The 15,969-nt window shown below is 65.4% G+C and carries 12 protein-coding genes; 9 read left to right on the top strand and 3 right to left on the bottom strand.

Annotation, left to right across the window (positions count from 1 at the left end; genetic code table 11):
• Positions 1-132: 132 nt before the first annotated feature.
• The 5 genes from CSC74_RS05405 (at position 133) to rlmH (ending at position 3,493) form a co-directional block, all read left to right on the top strand.
• Positions 133-666: an LPS-assembly lipoprotein LptE gene (locus CSC74_RS05405; RefSeq protein ID WP_162313353.1), complete on the top strand. Its 534-nt coding sequence runs from the start codon at positions 133-135 to the stop codon at positions 664-666.
• Positions 667-671: 5 nt separating this feature from the next.
• On the top strand, positions 672-1,700 hold the full coding sequence (gene holA / locus CSC74_RS05400; protein ID WP_425501418.1) for a DNA polymerase III subunit delta: 1,029 nt from the start codon (positions 672-674) through the stop codon (positions 1,698-1,700).
• Positions 1,701-1,876: 176 nt separating this feature from the next.
• Positions 1,877-2,539 (top strand): nicotinate-nucleotide adenylyltransferase, encoded by a 663-nt coding sequence (gene nadD / locus CSC74_RS05395; protein ID WP_162313351.1) that lies wholly within the window; start codon positions 1,877-1,879, stop codon positions 2,537-2,539.
• Between the two features lie 45 nt (positions 2,540-2,584).
• Positions 2,585-3,001 (top strand): ribosome silencing factor, encoded by a 417-nt coding sequence (rsfS, locus tag CSC74_RS05390; protein ID WP_162313350.1) that lies wholly within the window; start codon positions 2,585-2,587, stop codon positions 2,999-3,001.
• A gap of 21 nt (positions 3,002-3,022) precedes the next feature.
• Positions 3,023-3,493 carry a 23S rRNA (pseudouridine(1915)-N(3))-methyltransferase RlmH gene (gene rlmH, locus CSC74_RS05385; RefSeq protein WP_162313349.1) on the top strand — a complete coding sequence of 157 codons (471 nt, stop codon included), beginning with the start codon at positions 3,023-3,025 and terminating at the stop codon, positions 3,491-3,493.
• Between the two features lie 42 nt (positions 3,494-3,535).
• Here rlmH and CSC74_RS05380 read toward each other — a convergent pair whose 3' ends face one another.
• From CSC74_RS05380 to CSC74_RS05370, 3 genes are all read right to left on the bottom strand, one after another.
• On the bottom strand, positions 3,536-4,198 hold the full coding sequence (locus CSC74_RS05380; RefSeq protein WP_162313348.1) for an energy transducer TonB: 663 nt from the start codon (positions 4,196-4,198) through the stop codon (positions 3,536-3,538).
• Between the two features lie 212 nt (positions 4,199-4,410).
• The gene (locus CSC74_RS05375) at positions 4,411-7,131 is read right to left on the bottom strand and encodes a TonB-dependent receptor (RefSeq protein ID WP_246193011.1); all 2,721 of its coding nucleotides are present in this window, start codon (positions 7,129-7,131) and stop codon (positions 4,411-4,413) included.
• A gap of 326 nt (positions 7,132-7,457) precedes the next feature.
• Complete coding sequence (locus CSC74_RS05370) at positions 7,458-8,204, bottom strand: SIMPL domain-containing protein (protein ID WP_162313346.1); 747 nt, start codon at positions 8,202-8,204, stop codon at positions 7,458-7,460.
• Between the two features lie 163 nt (positions 8,205-8,367).
• Here CSC74_RS05370 and CSC74_RS05365 point away from each other — a divergent pair, with 163 nt between their 5' ends.
• The 4 genes from CSC74_RS05365 (at position 8,368) to tldD (ending at position 15,966) form a co-directional block, all read left to right on the top strand.
• Positions 8,368-8,934: a Maf family protein gene (locus CSC74_RS05365; protein ID WP_162313345.1), complete on the top strand. Its 567-nt coding sequence runs from the start codon at positions 8,368-8,370 to the stop codon at positions 8,932-8,934.
• Positions 8,934-10,418, top strand: a complete 1,485-nt coding sequence (rng, locus tag CSC74_RS05360; protein WP_162313344.1) for a ribonuclease G — start codon at positions 8,934-8,936, stop codon at positions 10,416-10,418. The genes CSC74_RS05365 and rng overlap by 1 nt, the downstream gene beginning before the upstream one ends.
• A gap of 48 nt (positions 10,419-10,466) precedes the next feature.
• Positions 10,467-14,288: a YhdP family protein gene (locus CSC74_RS05355; protein ID WP_162313343.1), complete on the top strand. Its 3,822-nt coding sequence runs from the start codon at positions 10,467-10,469 to the stop codon at positions 14,286-14,288.
• Between the two features lie 232 nt (positions 14,289-14,520).
• Complete coding sequence (gene tldD / locus CSC74_RS05350; protein ID WP_162313342.1) at positions 14,521-15,966, top strand: metalloprotease TldD; 1,446 nt, start codon at positions 14,521-14,523, stop codon at positions 15,964-15,966.
• Positions 15,967-15,969 lie beyond the last annotated feature (3 nt).

The raw sequence follows: 15,969 nt of genomic DNA, 5'->3' as shown, positions 1-15,969 counted from the left end.
GCTTTCCCTTGAAAAGCTCGCGGCTTACGCCGCTCCCGCAGATTGCTCCACGGACCGCTCCCGCAAGAGGATATTCACCTGCCATCCGGGTTCGCTATTGCCGCCCATGCCGGGCTCGTCCAGACTTCGCCCATGATCAAGAATCCCGCACTGCGCCTGACGGCGATTTTTTCCCTGGCCCTTGGCCTGTCGGCCTGCGGCTTCCACCTGCGCAGCAAGATCGCGCTGCCGGCGGACCTGGGCCCGGTGCGGGTCACTTCGACGACGCCTTACAGCCCGCTGGCCGACTCCCTGGCTACCGGACTCAAGCATGCAGGCGCGATCCCTGCCGCAGCGGATGCGAAGAACGTGGCGACCTTGCAGGTGCTTTCCGAGCGCTGGGGCGACCTGCCGATCAGCATCGATGCCTTCGGTCGTGCCCAGGAATTCAGCCTGCGCTATGCGGCGGTATTCGTATTCCGCCGGGCCGACGGCAGCATCCTCGTGCCACAGCAGGTGGTGGAACTGTCGCGCGACTACGTCTCGCCGCCGGTCAACGTCACGGGTACGACCACGGAAAGGGAAGTGCTGGCCACGGAACTCCGTCGCGAGATGGCCGCTTCGATCCTGCGCCGCGTGGATGGCGTGATCCAGGGCGGAGCGCTGGAACAGGGTCCTGCGCAGTAGTGGAAATGACCCCGGAGCGGATGGTCGCACTGCCCGATGACGGGACGCTGCATCCGGTCTATCTCATCGCCGGTCCAGAGATGCTGCGGGTGCTGGAAGCCGCGGACGCGGTCCGCCGCCGCGCCCGTGCGCAGGGCATAGGCGAACGCGCGGTGTTCGACGCCGACGGTCGGGATTTCGACTGGGGCACGCTCGAAGCCACATTCAACGCCCCCAGTCTGTTCAGCGCGCGGCGTCTGGTGGAAGTACGGCTGCCGACCGGCAAGCCGGGCAAGGACGGCATCGAAACCATTTCCTCGTTCTGCGCCAACCCGCCGCCGGACGTGGTCCTGCTGATCACCGCGGGCGAATGGAGCAAGGCGCACCACGGGAAATGGACCGAGGCGGTTTCGCGGATCGGGATGATTTCAATCGCCTGGGCGATCAAGCCGCACGAATTGGCAGGTTGGGTCGAAAGCCGGCTACGCATGAAAGGATTGAGTGCGGACCGCGATGCGGTGCAGATCCTGGTCGAACGCGTGGAAGGAAACCTGCTGGCCGCCGCGCAGGAAATCGACAAGCTCGTCCTGTTGGCGGGGGGCGGCACTCTGGATGCGGCGACCATGCAGTTGCTGGTCGCCGATGCGGCGCGCTACGACGTGTTTCGGCTGACAGATGCGGTGCTGGACGGCCAGGCGGCGCAGGTATCGCGCATGCTTGCCGGATTGCGCGCCGAGGGCGACGCGGTGGCTGGCCTGATGCCGATGGTGATCAGGGAGTTGCTGCGCACCGCTGCACTGGCACGGGCCCAGGCTCGCGGCGCCAACCTGGGCGCGGAGATGAAATCGCAGGGCATATGGGAAGCGCGGCAGGCGCCGTTCAAGCGCGCCTTGCAACGGCATCCCAATCCCGCACGCTGGGACCGCTTCGTCGCCGAGGCTTCGCGCATCGACCGCATCGCCAAGGGCCGCGCCGACGGCGACGCCTGGGTGGCGATGGAACGTTTGCTGCTGGCGATAGCGGAGGCGCGGGCGGTGCGTTTGCTGGTGGCTTGAAGCGAGGAACGAGGAGTGAGGAACGAGTAGTGAGTAGAGGGATATTGATTCCGACTTCATCCCGATCAAGAAGAAATCACAAGCCAGCAGCCATCAAACGAGTCACGCTCGTTCCTCGTTCCTCGTTCCTCACTCCTCACTCCTCACTCCTCACTCCTCACTCCTCACTCCGCCCCATGCTGAAACTCTTCTACGGCGGCACCTTCGACCCGGTCCACAACGGCCATCTCGCGATCGCGCGTGCGGCGCGCGACGAGTTGGGTTGCACGGTGCGCCTGATGCCTGCGGCCGACCCGCCGCATCGCGCGCCTCCCGGCGCCGATGCTGGCCAGCGGGCGCGGATGCTGGAGCTGGCGATCGCCGACGAACCCGGATTGGTCGTAGATCGCCGTGAACTGGACCGCGAGGGCCGTTCCTACAGCATCGAGACCTTGCGCGAGTTGCGGGCCGCATTGGGGCCCGACGCCCCCATCGCCCTGCTGATCGGCGCCGACAGCTTCATCGGCCTGCCGAGCTGGCGCGAATGGAGGGCGTTGTTCGATTTCACCCACTTCGTGGTGGCGCCGCGTTCCGGCAACCCGCTCGATGGCCCATTGCCGCGGGAGCTGGCGGCCATGGTCGAGGGGCGCTGGACCCGGTCGCCCGAAGTCCTCGAAAGCACGCCAGCCGGGTGGTTGTTCCTGCTCGATCAGCCGCTCCAGCCTGAATCGGCCAGCGAAGTGCGCCGCCGCATCGCCAACGGTCAGGCCTGGCTGGACCTGGTGCCGGCGGCCGTGGCCGGGTTCATCCTCGGCCAGGGGCTGTATCCGCGGCCGGCCAGCGGGTTCAGTCCGCTATAAACCAGTCCGCTATAATTCGCGGCATTCCCAGGAGCCTGCAAACCATTGTCCAGCCAAGCGCAAGTCATCAAGACCCGTCTGCCCACTCCGCCTCCGTCAGTGCCGGCCCTGCTCGCCAACGTGCATGACGCACTGGCCGAATTGAAGGCCAAGGATGTCGTCGAGATCGACGTGCGCGGCAAGTCCAGCGTCGCCGATTACATGGTGATCGCTTCCGGCACCTCGACACGCCACGTCAAATCCAGCGCCGATGAAGTGGTGCGGTTCGCCAAGAAGCTGGGCGTGATGCCGCTGGGCGTGGAAGGCGAGCGCGAGGCCGAATGGGTGCTGGTCGACCTGGGCGACGTGATCGTGCACGTGATGCTGCCGCGCGTGCGCGAGTTCTATGCGTTGGAACGCCTGTGGACGGTTGGCGACCAGCCGCCGGAAGAACCCGAAACACCGGATGAAGAGCGGCTCTGATTCGCGCATGTCCCCACGGACATGAAAGCCCGGCTCATCGCCACCGGTGAACGCGCGCCCGCCTGGGTCGCCCAGGGATTCGCCGAATACCAGAAGCGTCTGTCGCATTGGCTGCCGTTGGAACTGGTCGAGATCGAGCCCGGCCTGCGCGGCAAGGGGCGCGATGCGCAACGCGCGATCGAGGACGAGGGCAAGCGCGTGCTCTCGGCGTTGCCGAAGAACGCGCATGTCATCGCCCTGGAAGTCACCGGCAAGCCCTATTCGTCCGAGCAGCTCGCACAGCGCCTGGAACATTGGCGCGGACAGGGCCGCGATCTAGCGTTTCTCATAGGTGGACCGGAAGGACATGCGCCCGAGGTGCTGGCCGCTGCGGGTGAAACCTGGTCGCTGGGCCCGTTGACCCTGCCGCACATGCTGGCCCGCCTGTTGGTGGCCGAGCAGATCTACCGCGCCGCGGCGATGCTGGCCAACCACCCCTACCACCGCGCCTGATCGGCCGCCCTTCCCGAAGCAGGAAGGGCGGTCATGTCGTGCTCATTGCATGGTGAAGTCGATCGGCACCAGGCCGTAGGCCTGCACCGGATGTCCGTCGCGCATGGCAGGCTTGAAGACCCAGGTCTTCAAGACGTGGTCGCGCGCGGTCCGATCCAGCGAACGATTGCCGCTGCTCCTGTCGATGCTGACCTCCACCGGACGGCCATCGATCCCGACCAGGATCCTGAGCATGACCCGGCCCTGCACGCCGGCTCTTGCCTCATCGCGCGGATAACGTGGCGCCGTCGCCGTGATGGTTTCCAGTTGCGAGCCCATCTGCATCGGTGTCGTGTCGACCGGTCCGATGTTGCCAGTGGATTCGCTGGTGACCGCGGTATTCGAGGTGGCAGGCAAGGTTCCCTGGTCGACGACCGCTGGATTGCTGGTCTGCGGGTTGCGAGTGGCTGGATGCGGATCGGCAGGGGTAACGACGGGTTGCCGCGGCACCACGGGGGCGATCTCCGGCGGAGTCGGCGTCGTGGGTATTACAAGGGGAACCTTCCAGCGATCCGGTTTCGGCGCATCGATCTGCAGCGGGCTGTTGGCCAGCGGCACCAGCAATAACAGGAACGCCAGGACGTGCACCAGCATCACGGCCGCAATGGCCAGGATGCGCGACAGCTCGGGACGGGTTTCGGTATCCAGCGGCAAAGTACGAACCATGATCCACCTCCATATCGGGTATGCGAGAGGAACAACGCCTGGACGCGGCCCATGGGGTCAGGCGTCCTGCCTGGGACATTGCGCCTGGTTTTCCGAACATGCAAGTGGCTGCACGGCCCCGGAGCACGGGCCCGGGTAGAGGGAAAAAAATTGGCCCCGGCAATGGTTGCCGGGGCCGAAAGACGACACTTGGAGAGGGTGTTCTGCTGGAATCAGTTGAAAGTGTATTTCGCGCCGAGGGTGTAGTAACGGCCGATGGCGCCGCTGAAGTCCAGCGGGTTGTAGTTGATGGCGCCGTAGGTCAGAGGATCCAGAGGCGCAATCCGGTCGGTCACATTCGCGATCGAGCCGAATATTTCCCAGGAGTCGGTCGGCTTCCAGCGCCCGGACAGGTCGATGGTGTAGAAGGACTTCAATTCGCAACCGGTTGGCGCATCGGTTCCGTCCGCGAAATGGTTGGCACACTCGGTGTCGGCCTCTTCGGTGACGTTCTTGATGCTGTCGCGCCAGTTCACGACGCTGCTCAGGCTGAAAGCCCCGATGTCCCAGGTCGCGCCGAAATTGGCGCGGTTCTTGGGCGTTCCGATGCAATTGGTGACGTCGCAGTTACCATGGGTTCCGGCGAACTCGTGCTTGGTGCCATCCACATCCTCGCGCTCGAAGGAGCTGATGCGGGTCCATTGCATATCCAGCGAGAGTTTGCCGGCATTGCCCATGTCGAAGCGCTGGCGCAGATCGAAATCGAAGCCCTCCACAGTCGTGGAGCTGGCGTTCTCGTAGCCGACAAGCACCGCGAGGATCGATCCGCTGTTCGGCGTTCCCGGGATGTCGTTGCTGCCGCGAATGACGTTGGCGCCACCTGCTTCGATCGCTGCGTCCGAGCTGCCGCCGAAGATTTCATCGGTGCGCTTGATCCTGAATGCGTCGAGCGTGAGCGACGTGGTTGACGTGGGATCCAGCACCAGGCCGACGGTGTAGCTCTTGGATTTCTCCGGATCCAGATCGGGATTGGGCGAAGTGATGAGTGCGATGGGGCCGGCGTCGCAATCCTGGGGTTCGTGGCCCGGGGCGGCGCAACGGACAGGATCGACGGCGGTACTGAAAGCGGCCAGGCCACCGGTTCCCGATTCCGCCGGGTTGGGCGCGCGGAAGCCTTCCGCGTAGGTGCCGCGCAATGCGATCCAATCCGCCGGGCTCCATTTGACGCCGAACTTCGGCGTGGTCGAAGTCTCGCCATCCTTGTAGCTGTCGATGCGCACGGCAGCATTGAATTCCAGCGACTCCAGCACCGGCGCGACCAATTCCGCATAAGCGCTACCGACTTCCTCGGTACCTGCGTAGGAGGAATAACCGAGGCCGATGATGTCGCCGAAGTCCGTGAAGGTCTGCGGCGTCAGCGAAACCGATTGCTTGCGCCATTCGAGGCCGACCGCCAAACCCATCGAGCCGCCGGCCAGGTCCATCAGCGAACGCGAAGCTTTGGCGTCGAAGACATCAAGTTTGGTGTCGCCGTGGGCACTGATCGTCGGCGAAATGTAGTCGTACAGGGCCTGGGTATTCAGACCTGCATTCTCACCGATGCGCCAGTAACCCACCGGGCTGTTCGGATCGCTCAGCGCGGTCAGGACATGGCTGTATTGCAGGAAGCCTCTGCGATCATTGTTCAGGCTGGTCTGCGAATGCAGCAGGCCGACGTCGTAGTCCCAGGCGCCTGCGGTTCCCTTGACCCCGACCAGGAACCGCACGAGCTGGCTCTCGTTGTTGGTGACGCGCGGACCCACGTCGAAAGCGGTATAGCGCAGTCTGTTGGCGGTCCCTTGATACGGGTTGTCCGGATGGTCCGGCCCGAGCACGGCGGCGCCAGGACCAGGGTCACTCGCATTCACCGGTCCACCCGGATAACCCCATGCGCCGGAAACGCCCGATGGCGTGTTGTTGAATTCGGTTTTCTTCTTCGAGTAGCCGAACTCGGTGTACAACTCCGCGTTGTCGTTGAACGCGAAGGTGCCGCGAGAGAAGAAGTTGATGTATTCCTCCTTTGGCGACAGGTCGCGGAACTGCGCCACATCCCAGAGGCAGCCGCCCGCCGGGTCCTGCGGTGTCACGTCGGAGAGTGCTGCGCAACCGGGAAGCGATTCGAAAAGCCCGGTGTTCGGATTCTCGATGGCGCCGGTCGGGCCACCGCCTGCGCCGGTGCCGCCACCGGTGATCCTGCCCGGCAGGTTGGTGCCGATGGCGTATCCCCACGGACGGGTATCGCCGGTGCCGATCCACTTGCGGTTGCGGCGATCGTCGACCCCGATGGCATCGGTCTTGGAGCCTTCCAGGCTGAAGAAGAAGTTGAAACCGTCTTCGGCCAGGTCACCGAAGCCTGCGGTAATCGAGCCTTTGCGCTGGTTGCCGTCGCTGTCGCCGGAGGTTCCGTAGGATCCCTTCACGACTACGCCAGTGAAATCCTTGCGCAGGATGATGTTGATCACCCCGGCAATGGCGTCAGAACCATAAATGGCCGAGGCGCCGTCCTTGAGCACGTCAATACGCTCGACGGCTTCCAGTGGGATCGTGCTCAGATCGCTGAATACTTTCTGGCCATCGTCGGCCAGACCGAACGGAGCAAGGCGGCGACCATTCAACAATACCAGGGTGGAGCCAGCGCCGAGGCCGCGAAGCGAGACGCCCGCGCCACCGCCTGCGAAGCCATTGCCGAAGCTCTTGGGTATCGAGCCGGCGCCGTCGGAGGTCAGGGTTTGCAGGTATTCGGCGACCGTGGTCTTGCCGGTCCTGTCGATTTCCTGGCGGGAAATTACCTGTACCGGCGATGCGGTTTCGGTATCGGTACGGGGGATGTTAGAGCCCGTGACCACGATCTTGTCCAGGTTCGTCGTGTCTTCCGACGCGGCCGTTTCCTGGGCGTGCGCAGCCAATGGGATCATCGTCGGAAGAAGGATCAGTGATACGGCGACGCTCAGTCCGCGGCGGGGGAATATCTTTTTCCTGGTCATGTTCATGTTCTCTCTCTCTCAGTGAAGTGGGAACAAATGCAGCAAAAGAAAAAATGCATCAAAGGAACTAAGAAGCGGGCAGATTTAACTCATCTTCAAGGTGCAGAAAGCGTGAATTCATGATTCAGGTTGCTGAGCAGGCAGGGTTATTCCGTCCCATGCGGCCGATGAATCCATGATCTGGCGCACAAGAGCTTGCGCAAAAAAAAAGCGGAGCTTTCGCTCCGCTTTTTTTGCGCAATCCGGATTCGGGGAAGTTATTTCCCCAGTTCGAACACCACGTCCAGGTTGACCGACAGGGTGGTTTCGCCCGGCGACACCGAAGTGGACTCCGCGCGATCCATGGACTTGGCCATCGCCATCACCGGCATCGGCCGGAAACCGCCGCTGTTGCCTTCCGAGATGCTGACGATGCGGCGCACCCGCAGGCCCAGCGACTTGGCGTAGGTTTCGGCGCGGGCCCGGGCTTTCTTCAAGGCCGCAAGGCGGGCTTCGTCGTAGACCGGTTCGGGCTGGTCGATCTCGAAACTCGGGCCGTTGATCTGGTTGCTGCCTTGCGCGGCCAGCGCATCCAGCACCTCGCCCAGCTTGGCGATGTCGCGGACTTTCAGATTGACCGTGTTGCTGGCCTGGAAGCCGGTGATCTTCGGCGCCTCGTTCTCGACGTAGCGGTATTGCGGACTGAGGTTGATGCCACTGGTCTGGATGTCCTTCTCGGCGATCCCGGCGGCCTTGATGGCTTCCATTACCTTGGCCATCTGCTCGGCGTTCTGGCGCATGGCCGCATTGCCGTCCACCGCCTGGGTGACCACGCCAGCGGAGATCGTCGCCACGTCCGGGACCCGCGAGGATTCCGCATTGGCCGAAACCGAGAGCAGGGTGCCGTCGGTGGGGACCGCGTAGGCAGCGGCGTTCTGGGCGTGTGCGGTCATGGCGGTGGTTCCAAGGGCAAGGGACAGGGCAAGCATCAGCGGGCGGGATATACGGGACAGGCGGTTACGCATGGAGTTCTCCTTGAATGCGAAGGGCGTTGGTGGGACTTGGCCGCAAAAGCGCGGGTCAGGTTGTTGGGACTAGCATGAACGCGTTGTGAGCTGCATCGGGGTTCGGGATACCGGGCCGGGTCGAGCGGCCATTCAGTCAGCATGCGCAGGGTATCCTTCACGTGTGCTTTATCTCGCATCCAAATCGCCCCGTCGGGCAGAGCTGCTGGCCCGCCTGGGGGTGGATTTCGGTGTGCTCGACCTGGACATCCCCGAGCAGCGCCAGCCCGGCGAGCCGGCCGAGGAATACGTGCGCCGGGTGGCCCGGGAAAAGGCCGGCGCCGGGCTGTTGACGGTCATGGCCGTGCCTGGCGCCATCGTCCTCGGGGCCGATACCGAAGTCATCCTGGACGACGAGGTGTTCGGCAAACCGCGCGATGCCGCCGATGCCGCGGCCATGCTCAGGCGCCTGTCCGGGCGCACCCACCATGCGGTGACCGCGGTTTCGCTGGTCAGCGCGGGACGCGAGGCGCAGGCGGTCTCGGTCTCGGAAGTGACATTCGCGGAACTCGGTGAGGATGAGATCGCCGCCTACCTCGCCACCGGCCAGGCCGAGGGCAAGGCCGGGGCCTATGGCATCCAGGGTGCGGCGGAACGCTTCGTGCGCCACCTTTCCGGCAGTTATTCCGGGGTCATGGGCTTGCCCCTGCACGAGACATCGCAGCTGTTGAAAACGTTCGGGGTGCAGTGATGTCCGAGGAAATCCTGGTCAACGTCACCCCACGCGAGACCCGGGTGGCCGTGGTCGAAAACGGCATGTTGCAGGAACTGCACATCGAGCGCGGCTGGCGCCGGGGCGTGGTCGGCAACATCTACAAGGGCAAGGTGCAGCGGGTGATGCCGGGCATGCAGGCCGCCTTCGTCGACGTGGGCCTGGACCGCGCGGCCTTCCTGCATGCCAACGACGTGGTCCGCGCCGCGCCGGCGACCAATAGCGACGAGGTGGAAGTGCCGCTGCTGCCGACTTCCACGCCGATTGTGGAACTGCTGCGCGATGGCCAGGACATCGTGGTCCAGGTAGTCAAGGACCCGATCGGCAGCAAAGGCGCGCGCCTGACCACGCAGATCAGCATTCCCTCGCGCTACATGGTGCTGCTGCCGCAGTCGAAGGTGATCGGCGTATCCGCGCGGATCGAGGACGAAGCCGAGCGCCTGCGCCTGAAGACGCTGGTGGGCGAACTCGCCGCGACCCATGGCGGCCACGGCTACATCGTGCGCACCAATGCCGAAGGCCAGCCAGCCGAAGCGCTGGCCGAGGACATCGCCTACCTGGCGCGGGTGTGGGCACTGGTCGAGCAGCGCAGCCGCGAAGCCGCGCTGGGCGCCTGCATCTACGAAGACCTGACCTTGCCGCTGCGCGCGGTCCGCGACCTGATGCGCCGCGACGTGGAGAAGGTGAAGGTCGACTCGCGCGAGACCTGCGATCGCCTGCAGGCCTTCGCCGCGAAGTACATGCCGGTACTGGCCGAACGCATCGAACATTACGCGGGCGAGCGCCCGATCTTCGACCTGTATGGCGTGGAAGATGAAATCGGGCGCGCGCTGGAAAAGAACGTGCCGTTGAAATCCGGCGGCTACCTGGTCATCGACCAGACCGAGGCGATGACCACCATCGACGTCAACACCGGTTCTTTCCTCGGCCAGCGCAACCTGGAGGAAACCGTCTACCGCACCAACCTGGAAGCCGCGCAGTCGGTGGCGCGGCAGCTGCGCCTGCGCAACCTGGGCGGGATCATCATCATCGACTTCATCGACATGGACGATCCGGAACACCGCCGCCAGGTGCTGCGCACGCTGGAGAAGGCGTTGTCGCGGGACCATGCGAAGACCACGGTGTACGAATTCTCGCCGCTGGGTCTGGTCGAGATGACCCGCAAGCGCACGATCGAAAGCCTGGAACGCCAGCTTTCCGAACCCTGCCACGAATGCGGCGGGCGCGGCACGGTCAAGACCGCGGAAACGGTGACCTACGAGATCTTCCGCGAGATCACCCGCGCGGTGCGCCAGTTCGATGCCGCGCGCCTGCTGGTGATCGCTTCGCCCAAGGTCGTCGCGCGCATCACCGACGAGGAGTCGCCGGCGGTGGCCGAGCTGGAGGAATTCCTGGGCAAGTCGATCCGCTTCCAGGCCGACGGGCAATACCTGCAGGAGCAGTTCGATGTGGTGCTGCTCTGAACGCGATGCCGCATCGTTGCGGATGACCGTGCTGGTGGTGGTTTGCTGATGCCCACTCCGTTGCGCCGCCGTTTGCGTCTTGCGCGCCGTGGCGCGTGGTACGTCGTGGCTGGCGTGCTGGTGTGCATGGCGCTGGTGCTGGGCGTGGCCAGCCAGGTGCTGCCGTTGGCGGAGCGGCACCCCGAGAAAATCGCTACATGGCTGAGCGCGCGGGCGGGACGGCCGGTGGCTTTCGATCATGTCGAGACGCAATGGACACGGCGCGGCCCGTTGCTGCGGCTGGACGGTTTGCGCCTGGGCGAAGGCGCCGACGCGGTGCGCATCGGCGAAGCCGAAGTCCTGGTATCGATGTATGCCGGGTTGCTGCCCGGACGCTCGTTCACCGAACTGCGCTTGCGTGGCTTGTCGCTGACCCTGCGGCGCGCTGACGACGGCATGTGGTCGGTACTCGGCCTGCCGGGACAGGCGGGTGGCGGCGATCCGCTGAAGAATCTCGAAGGCCTCGGCGAGTTGCAGGTCATCGGCGGCAAGCTGTCGGTGCAGGCGCCTTCGCTAGGCTGGAACGTGAGCCTGCCCAGGATCGATTTGCGCCTGCGCGTCGATGGCGATCGGGTCCGTGCCGGCACGCGGGCCTGGGCGCGCGCGGATGGCATTCCAGTGCAGGCCGCTTTCGACTTCGACCGTGGCAGCGGCGATGGCCGTGCTTATATGGATACCCAGGTCGCGGATATCGCCGCATGGGCTCCGCTGCTGCGCTATGCCGGAGTGACGGCCGAATCGGGCAAGGGCCGGGTGCAGGGCTGGGCCGAGCTGCGCAAGCATCGGGTGGTGCTGGCGACGTCGGAATTGAAGCTGCAACAGGTGCAGCTTGGCGGCGTCCCGATGACCGATGGCGGCGCCATTCCGCGCGCGCGTTTCGAACGTGTCGAAGGTTTGGTGCGCTGGCGCCTGACCGGCAAGGGCTGGCGTTTCGATGCGCCGCGGCTGCTGGTGGGCGATCAGCAGTCGCCGCAAAAGCTGGATGGCCTGGTGCTGGCCGGTGGGCGTGAATATGCATTGCTGGCGGATCGGATAGATGCCGCACCGTTGCTGACCCTGCTCGGTCTCAGTGATCGGGTCGACCCGGGATTGCGCCAATGGTTGTCGCGGGCCAAACCCAATGCACGCCTGTCGAGGTTGTCGCTGGCCGGTGACGGCGCCGGTGGCATGCATGCCACCGGCAGGCTGGAGGGCATCAGTTTCCTGGCGATCGATCATTCGCCGGGGATCGACGGCCTGGCGGGCGAATTCACCGGCGATAGCGAAGGCCTGGCGTTGAAGCTGGATCCGGCCAGTAGGCTCCGCTTCGACTGGCCCAGCGGCTTCGGCGTGGCCCATGACGTGACCTTGGACGGTTCGCTGGCGGCGTGGCGCGAGGGCGCGGGCTGGCGCGTCGGGACTTCCGGAATACGCGTGCGCGGCAAGGATTTCGGTGCCGATGCGCGCGGGGGACTGTGGTTCCAGGGCGACGGCACCCGGCCATGGATCGATATCGCTGCCGACATCGCCGAAGCACCCGTGCCGGTGGCCAAGGGCTTCTGGATCCACGACAAGATGTCCAAGGCCACGGTGGACTGGTTGAACCGCGCACTGGTCGGAGGCAAGGTGCACGACGGCCACGCGCTCGTTTCCGGAGACCTGGACCACTGGCCCTTCGTCCACAACGACGGGCGCTTCGAGGCGACCGCGCGCATCGACGGCGGCCAGTTCAAGTTCCAGCCCGACTGGCCGGCGATGGACCACGTCGATGCGCAGATCGCCTTCATCGGCAACGGCTTCTCCATCGAAGGGCAGGGCGCGCTGGCGGGTGTCCGCGTGGAGGCCTTCAAGGCGGCCATCCCGGATTTCGGCAAGGCCGAACTCTCGGTCAGCGCGCGCGGCGAATCCGATGCCGCGCAGATGCTGGCGATGCTGCGGCAGTCGCCCTTGCAGAAAAAATACGGCGACACCCTGACCAACCTCACTGCCAGCGGCCCCGCACATGCCACCTACGACATGTTGCTGCCGTTGCATGCGCAGCATGCGGCTGCCCGGAAGACCAAAGGTACGGTAGAGCTGTCCGGCACCAAGCTGGCAGACAAGCGCTGGAACCTCGCTTTCGACGACGTGCGCGGCAAGGCGGATTTCGACGGCGATGGCTTCGCTGCGGAAAAACTCGCGGTCAGCCAGAAGGGCCAGCCGGGCGTGCTTTCGCTGCGCGCGGGCAGCGGCGTGCGCGACAAGCAAAAGGCCTTCGAAGCGGAGCTTGCGGCCAACCTGACCGCCACCGAATTGCTGGACCGTGCCCCCGAAATGGCCTGGCTCAAGCCTTATATCGAAGGGCGTTCGCAATGGACCGTGGGCGTGACCCTGCCCAAGGGTGGCGCCGCCGATGCGCCCAGCCAGTTGAAGCTGCATTCGGACCTGGTCGGAACCAGGCTCAGGTTGCCCGCACCGCTGGACAAGCCCACCTCCCAGCCATTGTCGACCACCGTGCAGACCGCGATGCCGATGGGCAGCGGGAACATCGACGTCGCCTTCGGCAAGCTGCTGGCCCTGCGCGCGCGCGGCGATGAGAAGCAGACCGGCGTGCGCGTGGTGCTGGGCAGCAACGTGGTGAATGAAGCGCCGCCCGCTTCCGGACTGGTCGCCACCGGGCATACTTCGAGCCTGGACGCGATCGAATGGATCGCCCTGGCCAAGAGCGGCAGCGGTGGTGGCGACAAGCTGCCGTTGCGGCGCATCGACGTCAACGCCGAGCGCCTACTGTTGCTGGGCTCGGCGTTCCCCGACACGCGCCTGCAGGTGGCGCCTGCGGGCAATGCGCTGGCGGTGAAGATGGAAGGCCAGGCGCTTTCCGGTGCGCTGCTGGTACCCGATGCGGGTGGCGCGGTGATCGCGGGCAGGCTCGCGCGGCTTTACTGGCGCGACGCATCCCCCGGTCCTGCAGGTGCGGCAGTAGCGAACGACGCTTCGACCGATGCCTTCAATCCCGCGGCCATACCGCCGTTGAAACTGGACATCGACGATCTTCGCTTCGGCGACGCCAGCCTGGGCAGCGCGCAATTGCGCACGCAGCAGGTGGCGGCGGGCATGCGCATACAGCAGCTGGCGCTGCGTTCGCCCGGGCAGAAGATCGATGTGCAAGGCGACTGGCTGGGGCGCGGCGCGGGCGCGCGTACGCAATTGAGCGCCGACATCGACAGCCAGGACCTGGGCAGCCTGATGGACAGCCTGGGTTTCAAGGGCAGGGTGGGCGGCGGCAAGGGCACGGTGAAGTTCAATGCCGGCTGGTCCGGCAGTCCCGCCGCCTTCGCGTTGTCGAGGATGGAAGGCAACCTGCATATCGCGGCGCGCGACGGACAATTGCTGGAGGTCGAACCCGGTGCGGGCCGCGTGCTCGGCCTGCTCAGCCTTACCCAGTTGCCGCGGCGGATGATGCTGGATTTCCGCGACTTCTTCTCCAAGGGTTTCGCCTTCAACCATATCGATGGCAACGTGCGTTTCGGCGCCGGCGTGGCCCGCAGCGAGGACATGGTGATCGACGGTCCCGCCGCGCAGATCAAGATCCGCGGCAACACCGACCTGCGCGCGCAGCGCTTCGACCAGACCATCGAAGTATTGCCCAAGTCCGGCAACGTGCTGGCCGTGGTCGGTGCGGTAACGGCAGGCCCGCTCGGTGCGGCGATCGGCGCAGCGGCCAATGCGGTGCTGAGGAAACCGCTGGGCGAACTCGGCTCCAAGACCTATCGGGTCACCGGTCCGTGGAAGGATCCGAAGGTGGAGGTCATCAGCCGTGAGCAGTCGCGGATCGAGGCCGCTGGCGTGGCAGGCCGTGCAGGCGGGCTTTGATGCTTTTCTCCTCTCCCCTTGTGGGAGAGGATGCCCGTAGGCAGGAGAGGGAGCGCGAGCGTAGCGAAGCGTGCGGTTGCTGCTGTCTTTATTCCTTCGTGAAAAGCCGACCCCTCTCCCGGTCCCCCGACTGAATCATTCGGGGGCAGGCTCTTCGGGCCACCCTCTCCCACAAGGGGAGAGGAGAAATGCGTACTTGCCTTTCCCTCTACTGGCCCCAAACTCAATACCCATGACGAATTCCTCCCTCGCCCTCGCCGAAACCCGCCTCCTCCTTCCCGCCGGGCTCGACCAGCAAGGCCTGCATCGCGCCTTCGGCACCCTGCTCGGGCCCGGCATCGATTTCGGCGATCTCTATTTCCAGCATTCGCGGCGCGAGAGCTGGACGGTGGAGGACGGCATCGTCAAGGACGGTGCGCACTCCATCGACCAGGGCGTGGGCGTGCGCGCGATCTCGGGCGAGAAGACCGGCTTCGCCTATTCCGACGACATCAACCCGCAGGCGCTGTTGAGCGCGGCCGGTTCCGCGCGTGCGATCGCACGCGACGGCAACTCGCACGCACCACAGGCGCTGGTGCGCGGCGGCGGCCGTGCGCTGTATTCCAGCGACGACCCGATCGATGCGCTGGACAACGACACCAAGGTCGAGTCGCTGCGCATCGTCGACAAGCTGCTGCGCGCGGCCGATCCGCGCGTGCAACAGGTGACGGTCAGCCTCTCCGGTGGCGTGGACACGGTGCTGGTCGCGCGCAGCGACGGCGTGCTGGCCGCCGACATACGGCCGCTCGTGCGCATGAACATCCAGGTGATCGTGGAACAGAACGGCCGTCGCGAATCGGGCTACACGGGATTCGGCGGACGCTATTCGTACGCGGAGCTTTTCGACGGCGGCAAGCCGGAACAATTCGCGCGCGAAGCGCTGCGCCAGGCGCTGGTCAACCTGGAGGCGGTCGATGCGCCTGCCGGGACGATGCCGGTGGTGCTGGGTTCCGGCTGGCCGGGCGTGCTGCTGCACGAGGCGGTGGGCCATGGCCTGGAGGGCGACTTCAACCGGAAGGGCACCTCCACGTATGCCGGACGCATGGGCCAGCGCGTGGCCGCGCCGGGCGTGACCATCGTCGACGATGGCACGCTGGAAGGCCGTCGCGGTTCGCTCAACATCGACGACGAAGGCACGCAGACCAATTGCACGACCCTGATCGAGGACGGCGTGCTGGTCGGCTACATGCAGGACACGCTCAATGCGCGGCTGATGGGCGTGGCGCCCACCGGCAACGGCCGCCGCGAATCCTTCGCCCACCTGCCGATGCCGCGCATGACCAACACCTACATGCTGGCCGGCCAGCACGACCCGCAGGAAATGATCCGTTCGGTGAAAAAAGGCCTGTACGCGGTCAACTTCGGCGGCGGCCAGGTCGACATCACCAGCGGCAAGTACGTGTTCTCGGCGACCGAGGCCTACCTGATCGAGGACGGCAGGATCACCGCGCCGGTCAAGGGCGCGACCCTGATCGGCAACGGTCCGGAAACCATGCAGAAGGTGAAGATGATCGGCCACGACCTGGCCCTGGATGCCGGCGTCGGCATCTGCGGCAAGGACGGGCAGAGCGTGCCGGTGGGCGTGGGCCAGCCGTCGTTGCTGATCGACGGGATCACCGTGGGTGGAACCAGGGCGTGATGC

Source organism: Pseudoxanthomonas yeongjuensis, assembly GCF_010093345.1.
Lineage (GTDB): Bacteria > Pseudomonadota > Gammaproteobacteria > Xanthomonadales > Xanthomonadaceae > Pseudoxanthomonas_A > Pseudoxanthomonas_A yeongjuensis.
This window is presented reverse-complemented; position numbering and strand designations above follow the sequence as displayed.

What these genes read in the sequence shown, in the direction of transcription:
- CSC74_RS05405 (WP_162313353.1), top strand. Translation starts at nt 133, where the DNA reads ATGATCAAGAATCCCGCACTGCGCCTGACGGCGATTTTTTCCCTGGCC.
- CSC74_RS05380 (WP_162313348.1), bottom strand. Translation starts at nt 4,198, where the DNA reads ATGGTTCGTACTTTGCCGCTGGATACCGAAACCCGTCCCGAGCTGTCG.
- rlmH (WP_162313349.1), top strand. Translation starts at nt 3,023, where the DNA reads ATGAAAGCCCGGCTCATCGCCACCGGTGAACGCGCGCCCGCCTGGGTC.
- CSC74_RS05355 (WP_162313343.1), top strand. Translation starts at nt 10,467, where the DNA reads ATGCCCACTCCGTTGCGCCGCCGTTTGCGTCTTGCGCGCCGTGGCGCG.
- tldD (WP_162313342.1), top strand. Translation starts at nt 14,521, where the DNA reads ATGACGAATTCCTCCCTCGCCCTCGCCGAAACCCGCCTCCTCCTTCCC.
- nadD (WP_162313351.1), top strand. Translation starts at nt 1,877, where the DNA reads ATGCTGAAACTCTTCTACGGCGGCACCTTCGACCCGGTCCACAACGGC.
- rng (WP_162313344.1), top strand. Translation starts at nt 8,934, where the DNA reads ATGTCCGAGGAAATCCTGGTCAACGTCACCCCACGCGAGACCCGGGTG.
- holA (WP_425501418.1), top strand. Translation starts at nt 672, where the DNA reads ATGACCCCGGAGCGGATGGTCGCACTGCCCGATGACGGGACGCTGCAT.
- CSC74_RS05370 (WP_162313346.1), bottom strand. Translation starts at nt 8,204, where the DNA reads ATGCGTAACCGCCTGTCCCGTATATCCCGCCCGCTGATGCTTGCCCTG.
- CSC74_RS05375 (WP_246193011.1), bottom strand. Translation starts at nt 7,131, where the DNA reads ATGATCCCATTGGCTGCGCACGCCCAGGAAACGGCCGCGTCGGAAGAC.